This is a genomic window from Shimia isoporae, assembly GCF_004346865.1.
Lineage (GTDB): Bacteria > Pseudomonadota > Alphaproteobacteria > Rhodobacterales > Rhodobacteraceae > Shimia > Shimia isoporae.
The window spans coordinates 27,617-51,344 of the sequence record NZ_SMGR01000006.1 but is presented as its reverse complement, the minus strand read 5'-3'; the positions used below and the strand labels follow the sequence as shown (position 1 = coordinate 51,344).

Sequence of the window (23,728 nt, the reverse complement as noted above, 5' to 3'; positions counted from 1 at the left end):
GTTGCAAACGGCCTCCCTAACGTCAGGAAATCACCAATGGCAATGGGGAGGATCGCCATGAAGTCCCACTACCGTGTTGTCGTGATTGGCGGAGGCGTTGTTGGCGCTTCCGTGCTTTATCACCTCGCCAAATTCGGCTGGACAGATGTCTGCCTGGTTGAAAGATCCGTTTTGACGGCTGGTTCTAGCTGGCACGCGGCCGGCGGTTTTCACGCGCTGAACGCCGATCCTAATATTGCAGCACTTCAAGCCTATACCATTGACCTACTTGAGGAAATCGAGGAGGAGAGCGGGCAATCTGTCGGTATGCACATGACCGGGGGCCTGACGCTGGCGGGCACGCCGGAGCGCTGGGAATGGCTTCAGTCGGCCTATCGGGTTTTCCAAACCATTGGCATTGACGACTGTCGCCTCGTCACCCCGGAGGAAGCAGTAGCTCTAAACCCTGTTATGTCCGGAGATGGAATCCTAGGCGGCCTTTGGGCAGATCGCGAAGGATACATTGACACCACAGGAACCGTTCACGCTTACGCAGGCGCCGCCAAGAAACTTGGCGCGCAAGTCATTGAACACAATAGAGTAATCGAACTCGTTGAAAAGCCTGATGGGTGGGAGGTTGTCACCGAGAAAGGCACGATCACCTGCGAGCACGTGGTCAATGCAGCGGGCCTTTGGGCCAAGCAGGTCGGCCGCATGGCGGGAATTGAACTGCCGGTGTCACCGCTCAATCACCACTACCTGATCACCGACTCCATCCCCGAAGTGGCGGAGCTGGATCGCGAGCTGCCGATGACCGTTGATTTGGAGGGCTTCACCTATATGCGGCAAGACCAGAACGGCATGTTGGTGGGCATTTATGAAATCGACCACGATCACTGGATGATGGACGGAGCCCCATGGGACTATGGGTTTGAGCTGCAACAAGAAGATCTCGGCCGGATCGAAAATGAACTGATGCTGGGCTTTCAGCGGTACCCCTGCCTGAATGACGTAGGCATAAAGACATGGGTCAATGGCGCCTTTACTTTTTCTCCCGATGGAAACCCTTTGGTTGGGCCAGTAAGAGGCAAGCGCAACTACTGGACCGCCTGTGCGGTTATGGCCGGATTCCTGCAAGGCGGCGGCGTTGGAAAGTCTCTGGCCGAATGGATGATACACGGCGAACCGGAAGCGGACGTCTATGGCATGGATGTGGCTCGCTACGGCGATTACGCCCAGAACAAACGCTACATAAAAGAGACAACCGGACAGTTTTATTCACGCCGGTTTGTAATGACTTATCCCAACGAACAACTGCCCGCCGGTCGCCCACTCAAAATGGCGCCAGCGCATTCCGAAATGTCAGCGGCCGGATGTAAATGGGGTGTCAGTTATGGCCTTGAAGTTCCACTATACTTTGCACCCCAAGGCTTTGAAGAAACCCCCTCTCTGCGTAGATCAAATGCGTTTGAAATCGTGGCGGAGGAGAGCCGTGCTGTCCGTGAAAATGTCGGGCTCCTCGACATAACAGGATTTTCTCGATTTGAGGTTTCCGGCCCAAACGCTGCCCGTTGGCTCGATCACATTATGGCCTCCAAACTTCCAGCGCCCGGGCGTGCTCGATTAGCCCCAATGTTAGGGGAGAATGGCAAGCTCAAGGGCGATTTGACGGTCTTCAACTGGGGCGACGAGACTTTCTGGATAATGGGCAGTTACTATTTGCGCGAATGGCACATGCGATGGTTCCGCGATCACATGACGGACGGCGTCAAAGTGCGGGACTTGGGGGACGAAATGGTCGGGTTCTCCCTTTCAGGACCGAAATCTCGAGAGGTTTTGCAACGTGTTGCGGACACTGATGTCTCGACCCTGCCCTTTATGGGATGTGCAGAAATGGATGTTGGCCTCGTCCGCGCCAAAGTTGCGCGGCTTTCCGTGACCGGCGAGTTGGGCTACGAAATCAACTGTCATGCAAGTGACCATATCGCGCTCCGTCGCCTCTTGGTGGAAGCCGGCAAAGACAGCGACATTCGTGAAGTCGGTTTCAACACGCTTTTGTCTTTGAGGATTGAAAAAAGCTTTGGCATTTGGTCCGCGGAATTCACGCAAGGCTACACACCGGGCATGACTGGCATGGATCGCTGGATCGATTGGACAAAACCCTTTGTTGGCAAAAGCATGGCCGAAGCCGAGCGCGACGGGAATGGCCCACCGCAGGTTCAGGTCACCTTAGAGATCGACGCTAAAGACGCTGATGCCAGCGGGTATGAACCGATTTGGCGCAATGGCGAACGCGTCGGGTTTGTGACTTCCGGTGCCTACGGCCACACTGTCGGCAAATCGCTAGCCATGGCACTTGTCGATCCTTCTTGCGCAGAGGTTGGCACGGCACTGACAGTTCACATTGTCGGAGATCAGCGCACTGCTCGCGTTATTCCTCCGTCTCCGTACGATCCTGATGGCAAGGCAATGCGGTTATGAGGCGCGGAGGTCGACGGAGGCCGAGAACCGCTGCATCTGATGCTGTGCGCAAGGTCGACTACCACAACCTTCGCAACCCGTTTCCGCAGATGAAGGTTTTTTCAGACGACCGTATCGCGGCCATTCACGATGCATCGCTCACAGTGCTACGGGACCTTGGCATCAAGGTGCTGTTACCCGAGGCGCGGGAGATATTTCGAAAGGCGGGCGCACGGGTAGTTGGAGAGATGGTCTACATTAACCGGGACCTCGTTGATGCCAGCCTGTTGACGGCTCCCCGTAGCTTTAGGTGCAAAGCGGGGACACGCGCCAAAGACCTGAATATGGAACCCGGCGCGCTATTTTTTCAACCTGGAGCAGGCGCCCCGCATGCCACAGACCTTAAGCGGGGACGACGCCCTGGGACAGGTCAGGATTTTCGTGAATTTGTGCAGATTACGCAGGCGTTTGACGTTTTGCACATGATACCTCCTGTGGTCGAGCCACAGGATATCCCGATGAATTTGCGCCACTACTTCATGATGGATGCGCAGCTGACCTTGGCGAACAAGCTTCCGTTTGTCTTTTCTCGTGGAACACCGCAGGTCATGGAGAGCTTCGAGATGATCCGTGATTTCAGAGGGCTATCGGACGTAGACTTTGCCGCCGATAGCCATTGTTACACGATCATCAACACCAATAGCCCTCGTACGCTGGATGTCCCGATGGCCCAAGGTTTGATCGACTTTGCGAGACATGGGCAGGTTTCGATCGTAACACCCTTTACTCTGATGGGCGCCATGGCGCCCATCACGGTAGCCGGCGCATTGACGCTCAGCCATGCCGAAGCCTTGGCTTCGATCGCTCTGACGCAACTTACAAACCCGGGCGCACCCGTATGCTATGGCACGTTTACATCAAACGTGGATATGAAATCCGGCGCGCCTGCCTTCGGAACACCTGAACACTTCAAAGCGTCTCTGGCTGCTGGGCAGTTGGCGAGGCTTGTTGATCTGCCATGGCGATGTGCGGCGGGCTCGGCTGCGAATGTGAACGACGCTCAGGCGGCCAACGAAACTCAATTCGGGCTTTGGGGATGCCTCATGGCCGGTGCCACAGTCGTTATTCATTCTGCGGGCTGGCTTGAAGGTGGGCTGACGGTATCCTTTGAAAAGATGATCACAGATTTGGAAGTCTTGCAGATGGTCGCGGAAATGTGCGCGGAAACCTCTGCGGATGACGCGGAAATTGCACTTGATGCACTGGCAGAAGTCGCACCTTCAGGGCACTTTTTTGGCGCAACCCATACAATGGAACGTTACCAGACCGCCTTTTACGAGCCACTGGTCGGTGATTGGTCAAACTTCGGTACTTGGACAGAGCGCGGGTCTCAAAATGCGAATGATCGCGCGACGGCGATCTGGCAACGCATACTAGAAGAAGACCAGCGCCCAGACTTAGACACGGAGCGTGTCGGCGCCTTGCAGGATTATATCGCTCTAAGAACTGAAGCCGGTGGCGCCAACCCGGAAAGCTGAACAACGAACCCGCGCCAAAACACATTCGGCGCGAGCTGTTTTCAAACTATCGCCTCATTCTAGGCCGTGTCAGCAGCGCTTTTCTTGCCAAGCCCTTTAACCCACTCGCGGGTGGACTGCAGGATCACATAAAGAACCGGGACAAGAACAACTCCGACAACGGTTGCCGCAAGCATACCGCCAAACACGGCAACACCGATCGCCTTCTGGCTTGCCGCGCCTGCTCCGCTGGCGACTAGCAGCGGAACCACGCCGAGCAGGAACGACAACGCAGTCATCATTACAGCTCGGAAACGCTGGCGGGCAGCTTCAAGCGCAGCCTCTTTTATCGACAACCCGGCTGCCCTTCGCTCCATGGCGAATTCGACAATCAGGATTGCGTTCTTGGAGGCCAATCCGATCAGCATGATCATCCCGATCTGGGTGTAGAGGTTCACATCCCCGCCGGACACCAGAACTGCTGCCAAGGCCCCGAAGAGTGCCACGGTTACCGAGAGCAGAATGCCAATAGGCATCGTCCAACTCTCATATTGAGCCACTAGGAAGAGATACCCAAACACAACTGCCAAGAGCAGAATGACAATGACCATTCCCCCCGCAGATTGCTGCTGGAAGGCGGTGCCAGTCCATTCATAGGCATAACCGGGTGGCAACGCAGTCTGAACTTCTTCCTCCAAGACGCGAATGGCGTCGCCCGTCGAAAGCCCCGTGACCGGTACTGCCGTCACAGTCGCGGCACGGAACATGTTGAAACGGTTAAGAGCCACTGGCCCAAGTTCGTTCTTTACATCGATAATCGTCCCCATCGGGACCATCTCGCCGGTCTGAGAACGCACGTAGAGCGAATTGAGGTCCTCAACGTTGTCCCGGTACGCGCCATCCGCCTGTATCATGACGCGATAAACGCGCCCGAACAGGTTGAAGTCGTTCACGTAGAACGAGCCCATGTAAGCCTGAAGCGTTATGAAAACATCCGAAATGGCGACATTGAGCGATTTGGTCTTCTCCCGATCAAGATCAACGAAGACTTTCGGCACGTTAGCTCGGAAGGTCGAGTATGCCTGCGCCAGTTCCTCTCGCTGGTTGGCAGCGTAGACAAGGGACCCAACAGCACTCGCCAGATCCTGCGCTGAACCGCCGCCGGTTTGCTGAACTTTCATCTCCACGCCCGCGCTCAAACCGAGACCAGAGATTGGCGGCGGATTGAACGCAATCACGCTGGCAGAGATTTCCTGACTGGCGAGGGCGTATACTTTCTTGAGAATTCCGTCCGCGCTTAGTTCGTCCGTCGTCCGATCATCCCATGGTTCAAGATTGAGAATGATCATGGCACCGTTTGAACCGGCGCCATTCATCAGACTGAAACCGTTCACATTCACCGAACCAGCGACGCCCGGAATTTCCAGAAGCTGCTCATTCAAACGCTTGGTGACCGTCTCGGTCCGTTCAAGCGATGCGGCATCCGGAAGCTGGACATCCACAAACAGCGCTCCGTTGTCCTCGAGAGGAATGAAGCCCGCAGGGATTTTGCTGAGTAGCGTGCCGGAACTTGCGCCCATCACTGCCAGCAGCAGCAGCGCAAGGACCGGGATGCGAACCAGGCGCTTAACAACCCCCACATAAACTCCGCGGGACGTATCAATACCGCGTTCGAACACTGCCAGAATACCCGTCGGCCCACCTTCTTTGCGCGGTTTTAGGATCAGCGAACAAAGTGCTGGAGACAACGTAAGTGCGTTGACAGAAGAGATCACAACAGCGGTGGAGATTGTAACCGCGAACTGCGTGTAAAGACGCCCCGAGATGCCGGGCATGAACGTCACCGGCACAAAAACGGCCAATAGAACAAGCGTCGTTGCAATCACCGGACCGGTGATTTGCCCCATTGCTTTGCGTGTCGCGTCTGCAGCGTTCAAGCCTTCTTCTGCGATGATCCGTTCGACATTTTCCACAACAACGATGGCGTCATCCACCACGATCCCGATGGCGAGAACCAAGGCGAACAGAGATACGGTGTTCAATGACATTCCGAACAGAAGCAGGAACGCAAATGCGCCAATCAGGGACACCGGAATTGCGACCGCAGGAATGATAGTAGCCCGCCAGCTTCCAAGGAAGATGAAGACAACCGAAATCACCAGCGCAAACGTCATGATCAATGTCGAGATCACGTCCTTGAGCGACTGCTCCACAAACAGGGTCGAGTCGTATGGAACCTCATAAACCACATCATCCGGGAAAGCCCGTGCAAGTCGCGCGAGTTCTGTTTTCACGCCCTCTGCAACGGCCAGCGCGTTTTCACCCGGTGCTTGATATATCGCGAGGACTGTCGCCGGGCGACCGCTCGCGCGGCCAGAAGCGTTGTAGTAATTGGCACCAAGTTCAACGCGTGCAACGTCGCTGATGCGTACGATGCTACCTGCCTCGCCGGCGCGCAGAACAATGTTCTCGAATTCCTTGACCGACGTCAGGCGGCCCTTGGATTTAATCGTGTACTGAAACTGCTGACCGCTTGCGATGGGTGGCGTGCCGATCTGACCAGCGGAAACCTCCAAGTTCTGTTCCCGTACCGCATTGATAATGTCCGACGGGGTCATACCGAGACCCGCCATACGATCGGGGTCCATCCAAAGACGCATTGAATATTCAAAGTTTGTCATCACCTCCGCCTTGCCGACACCGGATACTCGGGCCAGTGCGTCAGCGAGGTTGATTGAGGCGTAGTTGGACAGGAATACTTCGTCGTAGGTGCCCTTGGGAGAAGACAAGGTCACGATCAGAAGCATGTTTGACGAAGATTTCTGGGTCACAACCCCCGAGCTCGTCACCTCGGTCGGCAAACTCGCAGTGGCCTGCGCCACGCGGTTTTGCACGTTAACAGACGCAATATCCGGATCTGTACCCACTTCGAATGTGATTTGCAGATTGTAAGCACCAGTGTCGGTGCTATCAGAGGACATGTAGATCATGTCATCAACACCGTTGACCTGTGCCTCAATCGGCGCCGCCACGGTGTTTTCAACCGTCTCCGAGTTTGCCCCGGTATAGTTGGCACTGACGTTCACAACCGGTGGCGTGATGTCCGGGAATTGCTCTACGGGCAACGCAATGTAGCCAATAATGCCCATCAGCGTGAGCACCAAAGAAATCACAAATGATGTCTTTGGGCGCGCAATAAAAATTGACGAGAACACGGATCAGTTCTCCTCTGTGGGAGAACCGGCGAGCACTGCGTCGACCTCGACGCCCGGGCGCACCCGCTGCAAGCCTTCGACGATCACAGCTTCACCTTCACGCAAGCCGCTCTCGACAACTACTGCAGCCTCAACTTGTCGACCAAGTTCGACATATCGCTGTTCGACAGTTCGTTGCTGACCAACAACAAGAACGAAGTCACCTCGCTGGTCACGCTGCACGCTGGCCTGCGGGATCATCAGGAACTCGGAAGGTTTTTGGCTTTCGAGGCGCACGTTCAGGAACGAACCGTCCACGATCAAACCGGACTCGTTTTCAAACTTTGCGCGCAGCGTTATCGTGCCAGTCGCTGGGTTGATGACATTGTCAACGAAAACGACTTTGCCAATCTCGTCCACTTCGTCACCATTTGGAAGAACCGCGATGACGTTCGGGATGTCGTCCGCTGCATCATGCGCACCAACCATATTCTCCTTGTGTTCCAGCAGGTCGATCAACTGTTTTTCTGACAGCGCAAACTCCACGTGCATAGGTTTGACACGTACCAAGTTGATCAGTGGATCTGTGCTAGGCCCCACAAGCTCTCCAACACTGACAACCGACTTACCCACGCGGCCGTCAAATGGCGCATGGACCTCGGTGTAGCTCAAATCCAGCTGTGCCTGCTGGATGGCCGCTTTGGCGATTTGGACTTGGGCAATCGCTACTTGGTTATCAGCAAAGGCGACATCTCGATCAGCCTCTGTGCCTACATCTCTTTCAAACAACTCGGTTTTACGGGCCAGTTCCACTTCGGTTAGCTGCAGATTAGCTTCGGCCTGAGCAAGATCAGCCTGCCGGGCAGCCAGAGCAGCCTGATAGACCTCAGGTTCGATCTTGTAGAGTTGATCCCCAGCAGAAACGGCATCGCCGTCCGCAACATAAATCTCTTCGACAAATCCGCTGACACGCGCACGAATATCGACTTTGTCAATCGCAGCGCCCTTAGCAATAAACGTCACTTCGCTGATCAGTTCGTCGGTGTACGCGGCCGCAACCGTAACCTTTGGCGCCTGCGCGTCTTGCGCAAAACTCAAACTCGCGCCCAATGCAGCGATCAAAGCAATAGCAGGCGTTCGAAATCTATTTTTTGTGAACATTATAGGCCGTCCTGATTACCAATTAGGAGGCGGGCTCGATTCCGTAGTCTACGGTACGAGCCACGCAGCTAAGGGCATCAAATCACGGCCATAGCTTGCAAACAAGCTTCGCCTTGTGTCAGGCGAAAAAAGTGAAAAGCGCGCTCAGAGAAACACGGCCATCAATCGTCCTGAGGTCCGTCGTCCTCGGGATGAGACGGGCTGTCGTCATACACCGCCCAGCCATAAGGACTTTGGGTTTCCGGAAGCTCTTTCTCTCGAACGCGGCTTTGGATGTATGTTTTCGCTATGAAGTGGGCGCTGACTGGCGCCGTCAGGAAAAGAAAAATTGTGATCAGCAGTTCGTGAAAACTCAGGCTCTCCTTGATCAGGGCAAAATAGAGCATGGATGCTATCAATACCCCTCCCACTCCCACGGTCGTCGCCTTTGTCGGAGCATGAAGACGCTGCATCGTATCCTCGAGCTTGACGAGGCCAAAACTCCCTACAAGGCCGAAAACTCCGGCAATGACGAGAAAGAATGCAATCAAGGCTTCGATCAGAAATTCCATACCGACCTCACTCAATAATGTCGCCGCGCAGAACGAAGCGGCAATAGGCTACAGTTGAAACAAAACCGACCATGGCAACCAACATGGAAGCTTCGTAGTAGACGGCAGTGCTTTCGTAGATCCCGTACAAAACCAGTAGGGCAATGACGTTAATGACCATCGTATCCAGCGCAAGAATACGGTCTGCGTTGCTTGGCCCGCGCGCAATTCGCCAGAGATTGAAAAGCAGTCCAAAAGCAAAACAGAAAACCGCGAACAGAGTTGCAAAGGTCAACATCAGAAAATCTCCTTCAGACGACGCTCATAGCGGTTTTTGATTTCGTCTCGAACGGCCTGTGGTTCATCACAATCCAGGCAATGTACAAGGATACTTCGACCGTCAGCGGACAGCATCGCTGACACCGTGCCGGGTGTCATTGTGATGGTTCCAGCCAGTATGGTGATGGCCTCGGGTGTCGTGATTTCCAGCGGCACAACAACCCAACGGGAATGGATGTTTCTACGGCGCTTGAAGAGAATAATCGCCGCAACCTGAAAGTTAGCGACAACAATGTCCCAAAGCACCACCGCCATATATTCAAGAACACGCACCCCGGATTTCACGTGGGGATGCCCCGGCCAATATGGAGCCGTCAGAATTGGCACGAGGATGGCTAAAATTGAACCTAGTAGGATATTGCCCACGGTGACCTTGTTCACCAGCATCAGCCAGATAATCACCAAAACAAAACTGAAGAACGGATGCGGCAAAAAACGCTTCATCATTCCTGACCCTCCCCAGCACGGGACAACACCGCGGACACATAATCGCTGTTGTCAAACAATTGATCCGCGGTTGCCTCCAGGTAGCGGGACGCAGGACCCGCGAAAATGCTCAGGATCGCAAGCATACCGAGGGCAGCCAGTGTTGGAACAACCTGCAAAGCCCCAATACGTTTCTCCGTTTCCACCTCATTGCCGGTCACTTCGGCAGACATCGATGTGGACTTCCAGAAAAGCATGCTGCCTGCCCGCGCGAAGCCCACAATCGTAACAAGAGAGCCGAGCAGAATGGCTGTCCAAGCAAGCACCATCCAGCTTTGATCACGTACGCCGTCCATCACCATCAACTTGCCCAGAAAACCGGACAACGGCGGCATTCCGGCCATGCCGATCGCCCCAGCAAAGAACAGGGCAGCAAAAAAGCCGTTCTGCAACACAGGAGGTTGGGCCGTTAGCGCGTCATTGCCGCGTTGGCTGACAACCAAATCGGCCAAAAGGAACAATGCGGCGGCTGCGAAAGTCGAATGCAGCAAATAATACAAAGCCGTTGAAAGAGCGTACGGCGTGAAGGCTGAAACGGCCAGCATCAGTGTTCCCATCGAACCGACAACTGAAAATGCAAGAAGTGGCATCAGACGTTTCGCTCCCAACACCCCGATTGCTCCAGCAAACAAGGTAACGACCGCAGCAGGCATCAACCACTCTGTGACGATGCCCTGCGTTGCGGTGACGTCTGGCCCGAATACAACAGTGTAAATACGAATGATCGAATAGGCACCCACTTTGGTCATGATCGCAAATAGCGCCGCAACGGGCGCAGGTGCGTTGGCATAAGTTCCCGGCAGCCAGAATTGAACTGGGAAGAGCGCTGCTTTGATCGCAAACACAATCATGAGCAGGATTGCGGCAACCCGCACAAGCGCAACATCATCAGAAGGCATCGCCTGCACTTTTACTGCAAGGTCAGCAATATTGAGGGTGCCCGTAGTCGCGTAAAGCGTGCCAAGAGCAAACAAAAACAGCGTCGACCCTGCCAAGTTCATCACCACATATTGGAGGCCAGCACGCAATCGTACGCGCCCCCCGCCGTGGATCATCAGGCCGTAGGAGGCAATCAGCAGGACTTCGAAGAATACAAATAGGTTGAACGCATCGCCGGTCAGGAAAGCGCCATTGATGCCCATCAACTGGAACTGGAAAAGCGCATGGAAATGGCGACCTCGGTTGTCCCATCCTGTGGCGATCGCGTGCCACAACACCAACAAAGATAGCAGCGAGGTCAGCAGAACCATGATTGCGGAAAGACGGTCCAGTACCAAAACTATGCCAAACGGTGCTGGCCAATCACCCAGGAAATAGACCTGCGTGCCACCCCCCGCTTCCAAAGCTGTTAGCCCAATCGCAATTCCTGCAAGAACTACTGTACCGACGGAAGAAGCAACACGCGCAAGTACGATGTCGTGGCGCATTACAAACGCCAGAAGCGGTGCCAAAAGCGCGGGCAAGATTACAGGCGCAATAATCCAGTGGTTCATGCGCCCTGCCCTTCAGTTGAGGTCTCTTCGGGTTCATCATCCTCTCGGATGTTGATCCGGTCGTGATCAGCTTCGAGGTAGGCACCCAGCGCAAACATCACCAAAACTGCCGTCATGCCAAAAGAAATCACGATTGCGGTCAGCACCAGGGCCTGTGGAAGCGGATCGGAATAGGGCACGTCGGCGTATTTTTGCAAAATCGGGGGCGCATCCACTGCGAGCCGGCCTGTCGAAAAAAGGAAAACGTTGACTGCATATGACAGCATCGAAATCCCGAGAATAACCGGAAAGGCCCGCAATCGGAGGATCAAATAGACCCCCCCGGCGGTCAACGTCCCAATCGCGCTTGCGACGAGAAATTCCATTACTTTGCCTCCGCTTCAGTTTCATCGGCGGACGCCGAAGGATCGTGATCCATGGGTTCAATGTTGATGGTTTCGCCAGCGAAGCGCGCGATCCGACTGAGGCTGTAAAGCATCAACATGACCGCCCCCATGACTGCGAGAAAGACACCAAGGTCAAATGCGATCGCAGTGGCCCACTCAAACTCCTCGATCGGTGGCCAGTGGATATAGCCATAGGCGCTCGTCAGGAATGGCTTGCCTGCGAACCAGGCACCAACCCCGGTTAGCCCGGCAATCACAACACCCCAGCCCAATAAAGAATGGTACTGAACACGTTGACGCAGCTGCGTCCAGGCAAAGCCCGAAGCCATGTATTGCATCAGGAAGGCAATGGAAACGACCAGACCTGCGATGAACCCACCGCCTGGTTGATTGTGCCCACGCAAGAAAATATAGGCCCCGACCATCAATGCAATCGGCAGCATCGCGCGCGTGGCGACCACCATCATCAGCGGGTGACGGTCACGGGACCTGTCCTGCGAGAAGTCGCGAGCCCGCAACCGCTTTGCTGCTGGTCCGCGCAACAGGGCATCCATCAGCGCATAAATGGTCAACCCAGCGATCCCAAGCACGATAATCTCGCCGTAGGTGTCATATCCTCGGAAGTCGACAAGGATGACGTTCACGACATTCGTACCGCCGCCACCTTCGTATGAGTTTGCAAGGTGATATGCCGAAATGGTGTCAAAGTCCCGCATCAGGAATGCCATGGTTAGCGCAGCCACCGAAACACCCGCGGCAATCGCAATACCAGCATCGCGGATTTTGATGCCTTTAGAACTCTCGCGAGGCGTGGATTTCGGCATGAAATGCAGCGCCAGCAACAGAAGCATTACCGTCACCGTCTCAACCGATATTTGAGTCAGAGCGAGGTCGGGAGCGGAAAGATATACAAAGCCAGCGGCAATCGCCAATCCGATCATGCTGATGAATACCAGTGAAAGAAAGCGTTGGTGATGGTTTGTCACGACAAGCGCAACTGCGCCGACAAGCAGCAACCAGCCAATCGCCACAGGAATTGGAACGGGCAACATCTCGCGAGTTTGCGGAGCAATTTCCCCACTGGAGAAGGCCAAATAGCCAAGCACCACCGTTGCGCTGACAAAGACTGCCAAGTAACGGCTGATGGCGCCATTGTGAACAGTTTCGGTAAACCAACGCGCGAAAGATGCGCAATGTTCCATGAGCCAATCAAAAATCGCCTTGGCTTCAGGTCGGCGCGTTGACAGCCAAGCCCGGTCAAGAGGCGCATGGATCGACAAAAGTATGCCACCAATCACAAAGGCAATCACCGACATCCAGAGCGCCGGTGTCACACCATGCCAAAGCTTGAGATGCGGGTGCGTATCCAGCCCCGTCACCGCGTTCGCAGCAGCCGTCACCATCGGCTCTGCCAAAACTGGCAGCAGTCCGATCAACACAACGAACACGGTCAAAAATGCCGGTGCTGCGTATAGACCAAAAGGAGGATCATGCGGATGGGTGGGATAATCATCCCGTACTTTTCCACCAAATACATGGAAAATAAAACGGAACGAGTACGCCACCGACAGTCCGGCCCCGATCGTGGCCAGCAGCGGTACGATCCAAGGGTTCCCGTACCACGTGGTGTGAGCCGCTTCCTCAAGCATCATCTCTTTTGAAATGAACCCGTTGAGCGGAATGGTCCCCGCCATGGATAGCGCCGTGATAATCCCAATTGTCGCTGTTATGGGCATCAGCTTGGCCAACCCGCCCAACCGTTTTATGTCGCGAGTATGGGCCTCATGGTCGACAATGCCCGCCGTCATAAACAAAGCGGCCTTGAAAGTCAGGTGGTTGATGATGTGAAACACAGCGGCGATGGCAGCGGCTTTGGTTCCAAACCCCAAGAGCATCGTCAAAAGGCCAAGGTGGCTAACGGTAGAGAAGGCCAAAAGCGCTTTGAGGTCATCTTTGAAAAGAGCAATCAAAGCCCCGACAACCATCGTCACCAAACCAGTCGTCGCAACTATGTAGAACCATGCGTCCGTCCCTGCGAGGGCCGGCCACATACGCGCCATCAAGAACACACCTGCTTTCACCATCGTGGCTGAGTGCAGGTAAGCTGACACTGGAGTGGGCGCCGCCATTGCGTGAGGCAGCCAGAAGTGGAACGGGAATTGCGCTGACTTGGTGAAAGCCCCGATCAAAATCAGGATCAAAGCAGGCAGATACCACTCGCTGGCCTTGATGGTGTCTCCTGCAGCGAGAATGTCCGTCAGGTTGTAGCTGCCGACAATATTGCCGAGGATCAGCATGCCCGCGATCATTGCGAGCCCGCCTGCCCCCGTAACGGTCAGTGCCATTCTCGCCCCTTGGCGGCCTTCAGGCAGGTGCTTCCAATATCCGATGAGCAAGAATGATGAGAGACTTGTTAACTCCCAGAAGATAAGCAAAAGCAGTATGTTGTCGGATAGTACAATACCCAGCATCGCTCCCTGAAAGAGCAGAAGGTAGGTATAAAACTGCCCCATCGGGTCATCGGCCGAAAGATAATAGCGCGCGTAGAGGATGATCAGAAGGCCGACCCCCAGGATCATCAACGCAAACAGCAATCCAAGGCCATCAAGGAAGAAACTGACGGACAGCCCAAGAGAGGGCAACCACTCGTAAGACGTGTGGATGACGTCTCCTTGAAGGACCGCAGACGTCAGAGTTCCCAGAAGGATAAGCGCAAGGATCGACGGAATAGCAGCGAAACTGGCGCAAGCGTTGCGCCCTGCTCTGATCATCACCCCTGGCACCAACGCACCAAGAAAAGGGAGAATGGCAATGATCGCCAACAGGTTTGTGCCGTCCGTCATGAACGCGCCTCCTATGAGGATCCGTTTTGGATTTTGTAACAGTTGGGTAGATAAAGCCCGCATATGCAAGGCACAATCCTCATCGCGTCGCAATCTGGCGATTTGAGGTGGCGCGAATTCACGACACTAATATGTGTCAAAAAACCTCAAAAAAATTTCGTGATCTGCCTGAAATTGGTCAGTGAGGCGTTCCAAGTCCGGAAAAATGCGCGTTCAGCCGGTCACATTCGTCTTGAAGGCCGAATGGCGCGTTTACAAAAAACATGCCGGATCCGACCATTCGGTGTCCTTCCCGAGCGGCGGGAAACCGGACTTCGTGGCGCAATGCTTTTGGAAGGCTCAAATCCTCCAGAGCCTTCAGCATTGGAGCATGCGGATTGTCGGTTAAAATAGGATACCAGAGCGCAACAATACCAACGTTCCACTTTCTGTGCAGTTTTGAGATGAACTTCGGGATGGCTGCATAGTCGGCTTTGATCTCATAACTAGGATCAATCAAAATGATACCACGACGCGGCGTTGGTGGACAAAGTGCTTGGGCCATCTCGAAGCCGTCCTGCTCATAGACACGGACCGAATGCATGGCCATCGCGTCTTTTAATGCACCGCATTCTCGCGGATGGAGCTCAGCAAGTTGTATCTTGTCGATGTCTCTCAATAGTGTCGATGCGATTGCGGGAGAGCCGGCATAGGTGGCGTCGCCATGTTGAACCCGCACCTGTTCGAGGGCCCGCGCATATGGATGATCCTTGTCGAACCAGTTGGAAACAGCTTCAATCCCAACCCTTGCTTCGCCTGTTTTCACGGCTTCTGGTGAGTCCAGTTGATAAACTCCCCGCCCCGAATGCGTTTCTAGATAGCTCAGCGGCTTGGGCTTTTGCGTCAGGTATTCTAACGCAGTCGCCATTAATGCGTGCTTGTGAACGTCAGCAAGATTCCCTGCGTGGAAGATGTGTTGATATGACAGCATACCGGCCATTCAATCAGATCAAATCAGGCGCCACAACGCGTTAACTAGATTGAGAGAACTTGCCGTAGTCTTGGGCGATCGAGCCAATTCACAGCTATGCACCGCTGACCCTATTGCCCGTTGAAATTAACGGGTTCATACCGTTCCAGACTACCACCACTCCCCAAAGAAAAGTTCGAGGACTTTAGACATGAAACTCAAAGCAACAGCCGCAGTCGCCGCCTTTTGTGCTCCAATTATCGCCGCAAGTTCAGCTTCGGCCCAGGAGATCACCTGGTACTATGGCGTTGATTTCGTCAGCGACTACATTTCCAGCGGTGTTACCAACTCCGATGGCAAAGCGGCCATCCAGCCTTGGGTCGAGGCCGAGATCGGCAACTTCTACTTCGGCACCTGGATGTCAAACGTGGACTTCGGCGCTGGCGATGACAACAGCTGGGAAACTGACCTCTATTTCGGCTACCGCAACTCGATCAACGATCAGTGGTCCTATGACATCGGTTACGCGCGCTATCTTTACGATGGTAACCTCGGCAACTGCTGCGGTGAAATCGTTGGCCAAGTCTTCTTCTCACCAACTTCGGCTCTCGATCTCACTGGCTACGTGGCATACGATCCAGAGTTCGAATTCTTCAACTACCGCGCCGAAGTTGGCTATGCGATCAACGACAATATCTCGCTTGAAGGCCAATACGGTCACTCTGAATCCCTCGACCATGACTACTGGCTCGTTGGCGGCTCCTATGCATTCAACGACTTTGCTGCTGCGAATGTGACCTACCACGGTACTGCAAACAGCGTCTTTGATGACGCAGGTTGGGTTGCGACCGTCAGCTTCGCGTTCTGATCATCATCGGATCAAAACACTAGCCGGGCAGCCTACGGGCTGACCGGCTTTGGCGGATTCATGCCGCCTTTTCGCAAGATTGCGCCTAAAACCGACCGCTTCCAACAAGTCACGTTGAACCCTTCGTCCCTTGAAACCATATGCGCGTTGAAACGCCATCACTCCCCAACGGAATATCAAGGAAGACGACCATGACCCTCCGCAAAACAGCCGCCATTGCAGCCCTTTGCGCACCGATGATCGCTGCCGGTGGTGCCCATGCCCAAGGCATTACCTGGAACTACGGTGTAGATTTCACATCCAACTACATTCTAGACGGCGTTAGCCAGTCAGACGGGCGGGCTGCAGTACAGCCTTGGGTCGAAGCCGAAATCGGCAAGTTCTATGTTGGTACATGGATGTCCAACGTAGATTTTGGTGCCGGCGACAACAACAAGTGGGAAACCGATCTCTATTTTGGCTATCGCACAGAACTCGGCAGCTCGTTCTTCTACGATGTCAGCTATGCGCACTACTTCTATGACCGTACTGGGTCCGACTACGGTGAGATCAAAAACGAGCTGACCTACTCCGCTTCGGACCGTGTCGATCTGACAGCCTATGTGGCCTACGATCCCGAGAACAAAAACTGGAACTATCGTGGCGAGATTGGCTTTGCCGTAAACGATGCGATCTCGCTTGACGCGCACTATGGTCACTCCGACTTCTACGACCACAAATATTGGCGTGTCGGTGGTACTTACGCCTTCAACGACATGGCAATGCTGAACATCTCCTACAATGGAAGCGAAACCAAAGATGAAGGATGGGCCGCCACTGTCGGCTTCGCATTCTGATCGACAAATCCGGTTGCGGCGGCCAAAGCGGGCGCCGCAACGTGGCGGAAACACGCCAAGGCCAGACACAAGGTCTTTTACAATGCCAAAAGGCTACATATAAGAGCACAGCCCGGACTTGGGAGAGTCGCGGGCTTCGTGAATTTGTGGGAAAGTAATCACATGCTGGGAAATCTGGGCGGGCTGTTCACCTCTGACATGGCCATCGATTTGGGAACCGCGAACACGCTGGTTTATGTCAAAGGCAAAGGCGTCATTCTCAGCGAGCCGTCAGTGGTCGCATACCATGTAAAAGATGGTGTGAAGAAGGTACTTGCCGTGGGCGAGGACGCAAAGCTTATGCTGGGCCGCACACCTGGTTCCATCGAAGCCATCCGACCTATGCGAGACGGCGTGATCGCTGACTTTGACACTGCGGAAGAGATGATCAAGCACTTCATTCGCAAAGTGCACAAACGCTCTACCTTCTCAAAGCCCAAAATCATTGTCTGCGTTCCCCACGGCGCGACACCGGTCGAAAAACGCGCGATCCGCCAGTCGGTTCTGTCTGCAGGCGCCCGGCGCGCCGGATTGATTGCGGAACCGATAGCTGCCGCGATCGGAGCAGGCATGCCGATCACAGACCCAACTGGCAACATGGTTGTCGATATTGGCGGCGGCACAACAGAAGTTGCGGTTCTTTCCTTGGGTGACATCGTGTACGCCCGTTCGGTACGCGTGGGTGGCGACAGGATGGACGAAGCGATCATCAACTACCTCCGCCGCCAGCAGAACCTACTGATCGGCGAGAGCACTGCCGAGCGCATCAAAACGTCGATCGGCACCGCACGTATGCCGGATGATGGCCGAGGAGCGTCGATGCAGATCCGCGGCCGCGATCTGTTGAATGGCGTACCGAAGGAAACCGAGATTTCGCAAGCGCAAGTGGCCGAGGCTCTCGCCGAGCCCGTGCAGCAAATCTGCGAAGCCGTAATGACCGCGCTGGAAGCCACACCGCCGGATCTGGCTGCTGACATTGTCGATCGTGGCGTCATGCTGACAGGTGGTGGAGCGCTGCTGGGTGAACTGGATCTCGCGCTGCGCGAACAGACCGGTTTGGCCGTATCCATCGCCGACGAGAGCCTGAACTGTGTGGCAATGGGCACCGGCAAGGCGCTGGAATACGAAAAACAACTGCGCCACGCGATCGACTACGACAGCTAAGGGTCTGACCCACATGTGAGTTTGGTCGGCGCGCCTCGGCGTGCTACACCTGTAACCACCATCTGATATCGGGGGCACGTTGGCACGGGATCGCAATCAGGGCGAAGACTTTTCTGGCCCGCTGAAGCGGTTGCTTCTCGGTGTGATCCTGCTGGTCCTGATTGGTGTTTTCATCGTCTGGCGTATCGACAGCCCCCGCGTGGAACGCTTCCGCGCGCAAATCACCGACGCTGTGGTTCCGAGCTTTGATTGGGCCATGTCGCCTGTGACCGGCGCAGTGAATTTGCTGCGCGATTTCCAAAGTTATCAGAGGATCGTCGAGCAAAACCGCGAGTTGCGACGCGAGCTTCAGCAAATGAAGGTCTGGAAAGAGGCCGCGCTCCAATTGGAGCAAGAAAATGCGCGACTTCTTGACTTGAACAATGTGCGGCTTGACCCTCGTCTTACATTCATCACCGGGGTCGTCCTTGCGGATAGCGGATCTCCATTCAGACAATCAGTTCTTCTGAATATCGGGCAACGTGACGGTATCGTTGATGGCTGGGCGGCAATGGATGGTGTTGGTCTCGTCGGCAGGATCTCCGGCGTGGGCAACAACTCGTCCCGCGTTTTGCTACTGACTGACAACTCGAGCCGCATTCCGGCGGTAATTCAGCAGTCTGGACAGGCTGCTTTGATAGTCGGAGACAACTCCGTTGCGCCTTTGATAGACTTTGTTGAGACACCGGATTTGGTCCGCCCGGGAGATCGGGTCGTGACCTCTGGAGATGGCGGCGTGTTTCCCGGCGGCCTCCTTATTGGGCAAGTTGCCGTTGACCCATCGGGGCGTTTGCGAGTGAGGCTGGCAGCCGACTACGAAAGGCTCGAGTTCTTGCGTGTCCTACGACACCACGGTCAGGAGCGCATAGATACCCACGGCAGCATCGTTCGACCAGATGGTCGCCCAGGCGGAGCGGGAGAGCGTGATGGCTGAAGGTGTCACATCCCGTGTTTGGGGAATGCGGATTCTGTTCGTGTTCCTGTGTCTGTCGATCATCTTTTTCAAGTTGATGCCCTTTAGCACTGCACCACAACTCTGGGCTGGTCCGAACTTGATGGTGGTTTTGTGCATGGCTTGGGCGGCCCGTCAGCCCGACTATACACCTGCGTGGCTGGTCGCCATTTTGTTTCTCCTTGAGGATTTCTTGCTGATGCGACCTCCAGGACTTGGTGCTTTTGTGATGGTTCTGGCCGTGGAAGTGCAACGCAAACGTGCCCCAACGATCCGAGACGCAACCTTTGTTTCGGAGTGGGCTACTGCGGCGGCTTTGATGGTGGCTATCGCGTTGGGCGCACGGCTTGTTTTAATGATGTTTTTTGTCGATCGACCCTCGCTGGGCCTGACGCTTATTCAAGCGATGATGAATGTAGCAGCCTACCCGTTGGTCGTTTTGTTGTCGCAAGTGTTTTTCGGCGTGCGCAGACAGGCGGCCCGTGACGGTCAGTTCGGAGCGGCGTCATGAGAAAGAACCCGCAAGAAAACGCTGAAACCCATGCCCGTGTGACACGCCGCGCCTTACTGCTCGGAGGAGCGCAGCTCGCGTTTATGGGCGGCCTCGGGCTTCGGATGCGCCAACTGCAACTCAACCAAGCCGACCAGTTTCGTCTGTTGGCCGAAGAAAACCGCATCAACATCCGACTGATACCTCCGGCACGTGGCGAGGTTTTTGATCGCAATGGGGTCGTGCTTGCCCGCAATGAGCCTGCCTATCGCATCACCCTCGTTCCAGAGGATGCAGGTGACGTGGACGCGGTAATAGGTCGCCTATCGTCTCTGATTGAACTCGATCCAGGAGAACTCGAGGCCGCCGCAACCGAAATGGAGCGTTCCCCGCCCTTCTTGCCGGTGACAATTGCTGATCGCATTTCGTGGGATGAACTTTCCCGAGTGGCCGTCAACACTCCCGCCCTTCCCGGTGTAACGCCGGAAGTGGGCTTATCCCGCTTCTACCCCTTGCGCGGCGACTTTGCTCATGTCGTCGGCTACGTCGGACCGGTGTCAGATTACGATTTGTCAAAAATCGAGAACCCAGATCAGTTGCTGCGCATTCCGCGGTTTCAAATCGGCAAGGTCGGACTCGAAGGAAAGCTCGAGACTTCCCTGCGAGGCAAGGCCGGCACAAAGCGTGTCGAAGTCAACGCAGTCGGACGCATCATGCGTGAGTTGGACAGACGGGAAGGCCAGCAGGGCGACGACGTCCAACTGACCATTGATCAGAGTTTGCAGAGCTATACGCAAGCCCGTCTTGGTGAAGAGAGTGCCGCCGCGATCGTTATGGATTGCCGGAATGGCGATCTTCTTACAATCGCCTCTGCACCAACGTTTGATCCAAATCTCTTCGTCGAAGGCATTTCGGTTGCTGACTATCGTGCTCTGACAGACAACGACCACCGCCCGTTGGCGGCCAAGTCCGTTCAAGGCACTTATCCGCCGGGCTCTACTTTCAAGATGATTACGGCACTGGCGGCGCTGGATGCGGGCATAGCACATCCGGAGCAAACGGTCTGGTGCCCTGGCCATTTGGAAGTCTCGAACCGTCGTTTTCACTGCTGGAAACGCGCCGGCCATGGCCATGTCAACCTGGCTCAGGCGCTCCGGGAAAGTTGCGATGTCTATTTCTACGAACTGGCCCTCGAAGTGGGGATCGACAAGATTTCGTCAATGGCGGCTCGTTTTGGTATCGGTCAACGCTTCGATCTTCCTTTGTCGGGTGTCGCATCCGGCCTGAACCCAACACGCAACTGGAAAAATCAGGTTCGGGGAGCCGACTGGGTGGTTGGCGACACAGTCAACGTGTCCATTGGCCAGGGGTTCGTGCTTACTTCTCCGCTACAACTAGCGGTCATGACTTCAAGGCTTGCGACCGGACGGGACGTCGTGCCGAGAATTGTCAAATCAATAAACGGCAAAGATATGCCATCTGCGCCAGCTGAACGCTTGGGTATCAATGAGGCCTTTCTGAACGAGGTCCGACGCGGCATGTACGAAGTCTCCAACCATAGACGCGGAACCGCCTATGGCAGCCGGATTATCGAGGACGGCCTCAGGATGGCCGGCAAAACGGGCACGTCGCAAGTCCGCAACATCACTGCGGCCGAACGAGCACGCGGAGTGACCCGGAATGAAGACTTGCCTTGGAACCGCCGCGACCACGCTCTCTACGTCAATTACGCCCCTTATGATGATCCACAGATCGCCGTAGCAGTCGTTGTCGAGCACGGAGGCGGCGGATCAAAAGCGGCGGCACCAATTGCACGCGATATCACGCTTCAGGCGCTATATGGCGGCCAGCCGCCGCTCGCGGCCTACCCCGCCAAGGACAGGAAACGCATCGAGGAGCAACAAGAAGAACTGCGTGAACTCCTCCCCGGACGGAACATCACTCGTCGGGATCGAGTTTGAGGAGAGCACCGTGAGTTATCTTGAGTACTCCGTCAAACATGTGCCGTCAGGCCCACGCAAAATCCTGCATCTGAATTGGGCGCTTTTTCTGCTGATTTCCGCGGTAGCAGGCGTCGGCTTTCTGATGCTGTATTCTGTCGCGGGCGGGTCGTTTTCCCCTTGGGCAGAACCTCAAATGAAACGGTATGCCATGGGCGTGGTCCTCATGCTCGTCATTGCAATGGTACCGATCTGGTTCTGGCGCTCGATCTCGGGCGCGGCATATCTTGGCTCGCTGGTTCTACTTGTTCTGGTAGAAATAATTGGCAGCGTCGGCATGGGAGCCCAGCGCTGGATTGATCTGGGCTTTATGCGCCTTCAGCCGAGCGAATTGATGAAAGTCACTTTGGTTATGGCTCTCGCGGCCTATTACGACTGGTTGCCACCGCGCAAAACGTCACGCCCTCAATACGTTCTTCTGCCCGTTCTTCTGATCCTGATCCCAACGGCACTGGTTTTGCGTCAACCGGATCTTGGTACGTCTATTCTTTTGCTAACCGGTGGAGCGATTGTCATGTTCGCGGCTGGTGTTCACTGGGGGTATTTCACGGCTGTCCTTAGCATGGGTGTTGGCCTGGTGTTTGCTGTGTTCCGGTCACGCGACACGTCTTGGCAATTGTTGAAAGACTACCAGTATCGTCGCATCGATACCTTCCTTGATCCTGCGTCAGATCCTCTGGGCGCCGGGTACCACATTACACAGTCCAAAATTGCGCTTGGATCAGGCGGATGGACTGGCCGAGGATTTATGCAGGGAACGCAAAGCCGCCTGAACTTCTTGCCTGAAAAACACACCGATTTCATCTTCACTACTTTGGCGGAAGAATTTGGCTATATTGGCGCGGTGTCGCTTCTGGCTCTCTATGCCTTGATCATTCTGTTTTGCGTGGCTTCCGCCGTCACAAACAGGGACCGTTTTGCTTCCCTGCTTACAATTGGGATTGCAGGTGCTTTCTTCCTGTTTTTTGCGGTCAATATGTCCATGGTCATGGGATTGGCACCCGTCGTCGGTGTGCCTCTGCCTTTAGTAAGCTATGGTGGATCTGCAATGCTGGTCTTGATGATGGCCTTTGGCCTTGTGCAAAGCGCCCATGTACACCGCCCTCGCTAGCAAAGCCCCAGAGCTTCCCGGACAAGCCTATTGACCGGCTTCTCTATTTCCCTTTGCCAGCTAACCAAACCGACCTCTCTCAAGTGGCCAACAATCGGTTCGAAATTCAACGCCTCTGCATTCCGTTGGAGCCCGTCCCACCAAGGCAAAACAGCCTGTCCGACACCTTCAGCAACAAGTTGCGCGATTGCCTCCACAGCGTCCATCTCGCATAGCACACGAGGGGTGTTGTGCAATTCCGTCAACGCATCGAAGCAAAGCTTTCCGCCCCAGCTATCTCTGGCGTATATTACGAAGGGAATATCCCGAGGTGCATCACGCGGGCGAACGAGACCAATTGGATGGCGAACAACCGAGTCAAAACGCACCGTCTTGGGCAATTCAAATGGCGGCTTAACCACTAACGCCATGTCGACGGTTCTTTGGGTGAAGCTTTCGTAAGTCGCCTGTGACCCACCGGGGAAAACTTTTAGTTCGAGGTCCGGAGCACTTTTTCCCAGACTTGCAATTATGGAAGACCCAAACTCCCCAAGCGCCGTTGATATCGCCCCAAGTCTCAGCGTGCCGGACAACACCTCGCGCGCCAGCTCAGCTTCCAACCCCGCCCTCAAAGCCAACATTTCCCGCAAATCCGACAGAATTGTCTCACATGCAGGTGTTGCCGCCATATTACGGCCGTTCCTTTGCAGAAGGGACACTTTCAATTCTGCCTCAAGCGCTCCCACTCGTTGCGTAGCGGCCGCTGCTGTAATCCCTTGGGCACGCGCGGCTGCAGCAATCGAACCGCCATCAATCGTCGCCAGAAGCGTCTCAACAAACCTTAAATCCATAGTTTTACTTATGTCTGAAAGTTGAAAAACAATCTATCCTATTGTCACAGCTCCGACTATTC

19 protein-coding genes are annotated in these 23,728 nt (G+C 54.9%); 9 read left to right on the top strand and 10 right to left on the bottom strand.

The genetic code is table 11. The features are described from left to right. Positions 1-57 precede the first annotated feature (57 nt). Positions 58-2,460 carry a GcvT family protein gene (locus BXY66_RS19690; protein ID WP_132862129.1) on the top strand — a complete coding sequence of 801 codons (2,403 nt, stop codon included), beginning with the start codon at positions 58-60 and terminating at the stop codon, positions 2,458-2,460. Further along, positions 2,457-3,977, top strand: a complete 1,521-nt coding sequence (locus BXY66_RS19685; RefSeq protein ID WP_132862128.1) for a trimethylamine methyltransferase family protein — start codon at positions 2,457-2,459, stop codon at positions 3,975-3,977. The genes BXY66_RS19690 and BXY66_RS19685 overlap by 4 nt, the downstream gene beginning before the upstream one ends. Positions 3,978-4,036: 59 nt before the next feature. Here the strand turns inward: BXY66_RS19685 and BXY66_RS19680 are convergent, their stop codons facing one another. From BXY66_RS19680 to rlmJ, 9 genes are all read right to left on the bottom strand, one after another. Next, on the bottom strand, positions 4,037-7,171 hold the full coding sequence (locus BXY66_RS19680) for an efflux RND transporter permease subunit (protein WP_132862127.1): 3,135 nt from the start codon (positions 7,169-7,171) through the stop codon (positions 4,037-4,039). Positions 7,172-7,174: 3 nt separating this feature from the next. Beyond that, positions 7,175-8,311: an efflux RND transporter periplasmic adaptor subunit gene (locus BXY66_RS19675; protein WP_132862126.1), complete on the bottom strand. Its 1,137-nt coding sequence runs from the start codon at positions 8,309-8,311 to the stop codon at positions 7,175-7,177. Positions 8,312-8,472: 161 nt separating this feature from the next. Continuing rightward, positions 8,473-8,862, bottom strand: a complete 390-nt coding sequence (locus BXY66_RS19670) for a Na+/H+ antiporter subunit G (RefSeq protein WP_132862125.1) — start codon at positions 8,860-8,862, stop codon at positions 8,473-8,475. 7 nt (positions 8,863-8,869) lie between these two features. Next, positions 8,870-9,139 (bottom strand): K+/H+ antiporter subunit F, encoded by a 270-nt coding sequence (locus tag BXY66_RS19665; RefSeq protein WP_132862124.1) that lies wholly within the window; start codon positions 9,137-9,139, stop codon positions 8,870-8,872. Continuing rightward, on the bottom strand, positions 9,139-9,627 hold the full coding sequence (locus BXY66_RS19660) for a Na+/H+ antiporter subunit E (protein ID WP_132862123.1): 489 nt from the start codon (positions 9,625-9,627) through the stop codon (positions 9,139-9,141). Before BXY66_RS19660 ends, BXY66_RS19665 begins: the two co-directional genes overlap by 1 nt. Further along, positions 9,624-11,159, bottom strand: a complete 1,536-nt coding sequence (locus BXY66_RS19655) for a monovalent cation/H+ antiporter subunit D (protein WP_132862122.1) — start codon at positions 11,157-11,159, stop codon at positions 9,624-9,626. Before BXY66_RS19655 ends, BXY66_RS19660 begins: the two co-directional genes overlap by 4 nt. After that, positions 11,156-11,524 carry a Na+/H+ antiporter subunit C gene (locus BXY66_RS19650; RefSeq protein WP_132862121.1) on the bottom strand — a complete coding sequence of 123 codons (369 nt, stop codon included), beginning with the start codon at positions 11,522-11,524 and terminating at the stop codon, positions 11,156-11,158. The genes BXY66_RS19655 and BXY66_RS19650 overlap by 4 nt, the downstream gene beginning before the upstream one ends. Beyond that, positions 11,524-14,388 (bottom strand): monovalent cation/H+ antiporter subunit A, encoded by a 2,865-nt coding sequence (locus BXY66_RS19645; RefSeq protein ID WP_132862120.1) that lies wholly within the window; start codon positions 14,386-14,388, stop codon positions 11,524-11,526. The genes BXY66_RS19650 and BXY66_RS19645 overlap by 1 nt, the downstream gene beginning before the upstream one ends. 178 nt (positions 14,389-14,566) lie before the next feature. Further along, the gene (rlmJ, locus tag BXY66_RS19640; RefSeq protein ID WP_132862119.1) at positions 14,567-15,358 is read right to left on the bottom strand and encodes a 23S rRNA (adenine(2030)-N(6))-methyltransferase RlmJ; all 792 of its coding nucleotides are present in this window, start codon (positions 15,356-15,358) and stop codon (positions 14,567-14,569) included. Positions 15,359-15,548: 190 nt separating this feature from the next. Between rlmJ and BXY66_RS19635 the strand changes: the two genes are divergently transcribed. The 7 genes from BXY66_RS19635 to rodA all read left to right on the top strand — a co-directional run bounded on the left by BXY66_RS19635 (position 15,549) and on the right by rodA (position 22,836). Next, positions 15,549-16,205 carry a TorF family putative porin gene (locus tag BXY66_RS19635; protein WP_132862118.1) on the top strand — a complete coding sequence of 219 codons (657 nt, stop codon included), beginning with the start codon at positions 15,549-15,551 and terminating at the stop codon, positions 16,203-16,205. A gap of 191 nt (positions 16,206-16,396) precedes the next feature. Next, the gene (locus tag BXY66_RS19630) at positions 16,397-17,041 is read left to right on the top strand and encodes a TorF family putative porin (RefSeq protein WP_165929255.1); all 645 of its coding nucleotides are present in this window, start codon (positions 16,397-16,399) and stop codon (positions 17,039-17,041) included. A 162-nt stretch (positions 17,042-17,203) separates the two neighbouring features. Further along, on the top strand, positions 17,204-18,244 hold the full coding sequence (locus tag BXY66_RS19625; RefSeq protein ID WP_093324244.1) for a rod shape-determining protein: 1,041 nt from the start codon (positions 17,204-17,206) through the stop codon (positions 18,242-18,244). A 79-nt stretch (positions 18,245-18,323) separates the two neighbouring features. Continuing rightward, a complete protein-coding gene (mreC, locus tag BXY66_RS19620) occupies positions 18,324-19,217 on the top strand; it encodes a rod shape-determining protein MreC (protein ID WP_132862116.1) in 894 nt (297 codons plus the stop codon). After that, the gene (locus BXY66_RS19615) at positions 19,210-19,746 is read left to right on the top strand and encodes an ATP-binding protein (RefSeq protein WP_132862115.1); all 537 of its coding nucleotides are present in this window, start codon (positions 19,210-19,212) and stop codon (positions 19,744-19,746) included. The genes mreC and BXY66_RS19615 overlap by 8 nt, the downstream gene beginning before the upstream one ends. Then, on the top strand, positions 19,743-21,686 hold the full coding sequence (gene mrdA, locus BXY66_RS19610; protein ID WP_132862114.1) for a penicillin-binding protein 2: 1,944 nt from the start codon (positions 19,743-19,745) through the stop codon (positions 21,684-21,686). The genes BXY66_RS19615 and mrdA overlap by 4 nt, the downstream gene beginning before the upstream one ends. A gap of 10 nt (positions 21,687-21,696) precedes the next feature. Then, complete coding sequence (rodA, locus tag BXY66_RS19605) at positions 21,697-22,836, top strand: rod shape-determining protein RodA (RefSeq protein ID WP_132862113.1); 1,140 nt, start codon at positions 21,697-21,699, stop codon at positions 22,834-22,836. Here the strand turns inward: rodA and BXY66_RS19600 are convergent. Continuing rightward, positions 22,833-23,666 (bottom strand): LysR family transcriptional regulator, encoded by an 834-nt coding sequence (locus BXY66_RS19600; protein ID WP_132862112.1) that lies wholly within the window; start codon positions 23,664-23,666, stop codon positions 22,833-22,835. The two genes, rodA and BXY66_RS19600, sit on opposite strands and share 4 nt — an antisense overlap. Between the last annotated feature and the right edge of the window lie 62 nt (positions 23,667-23,728).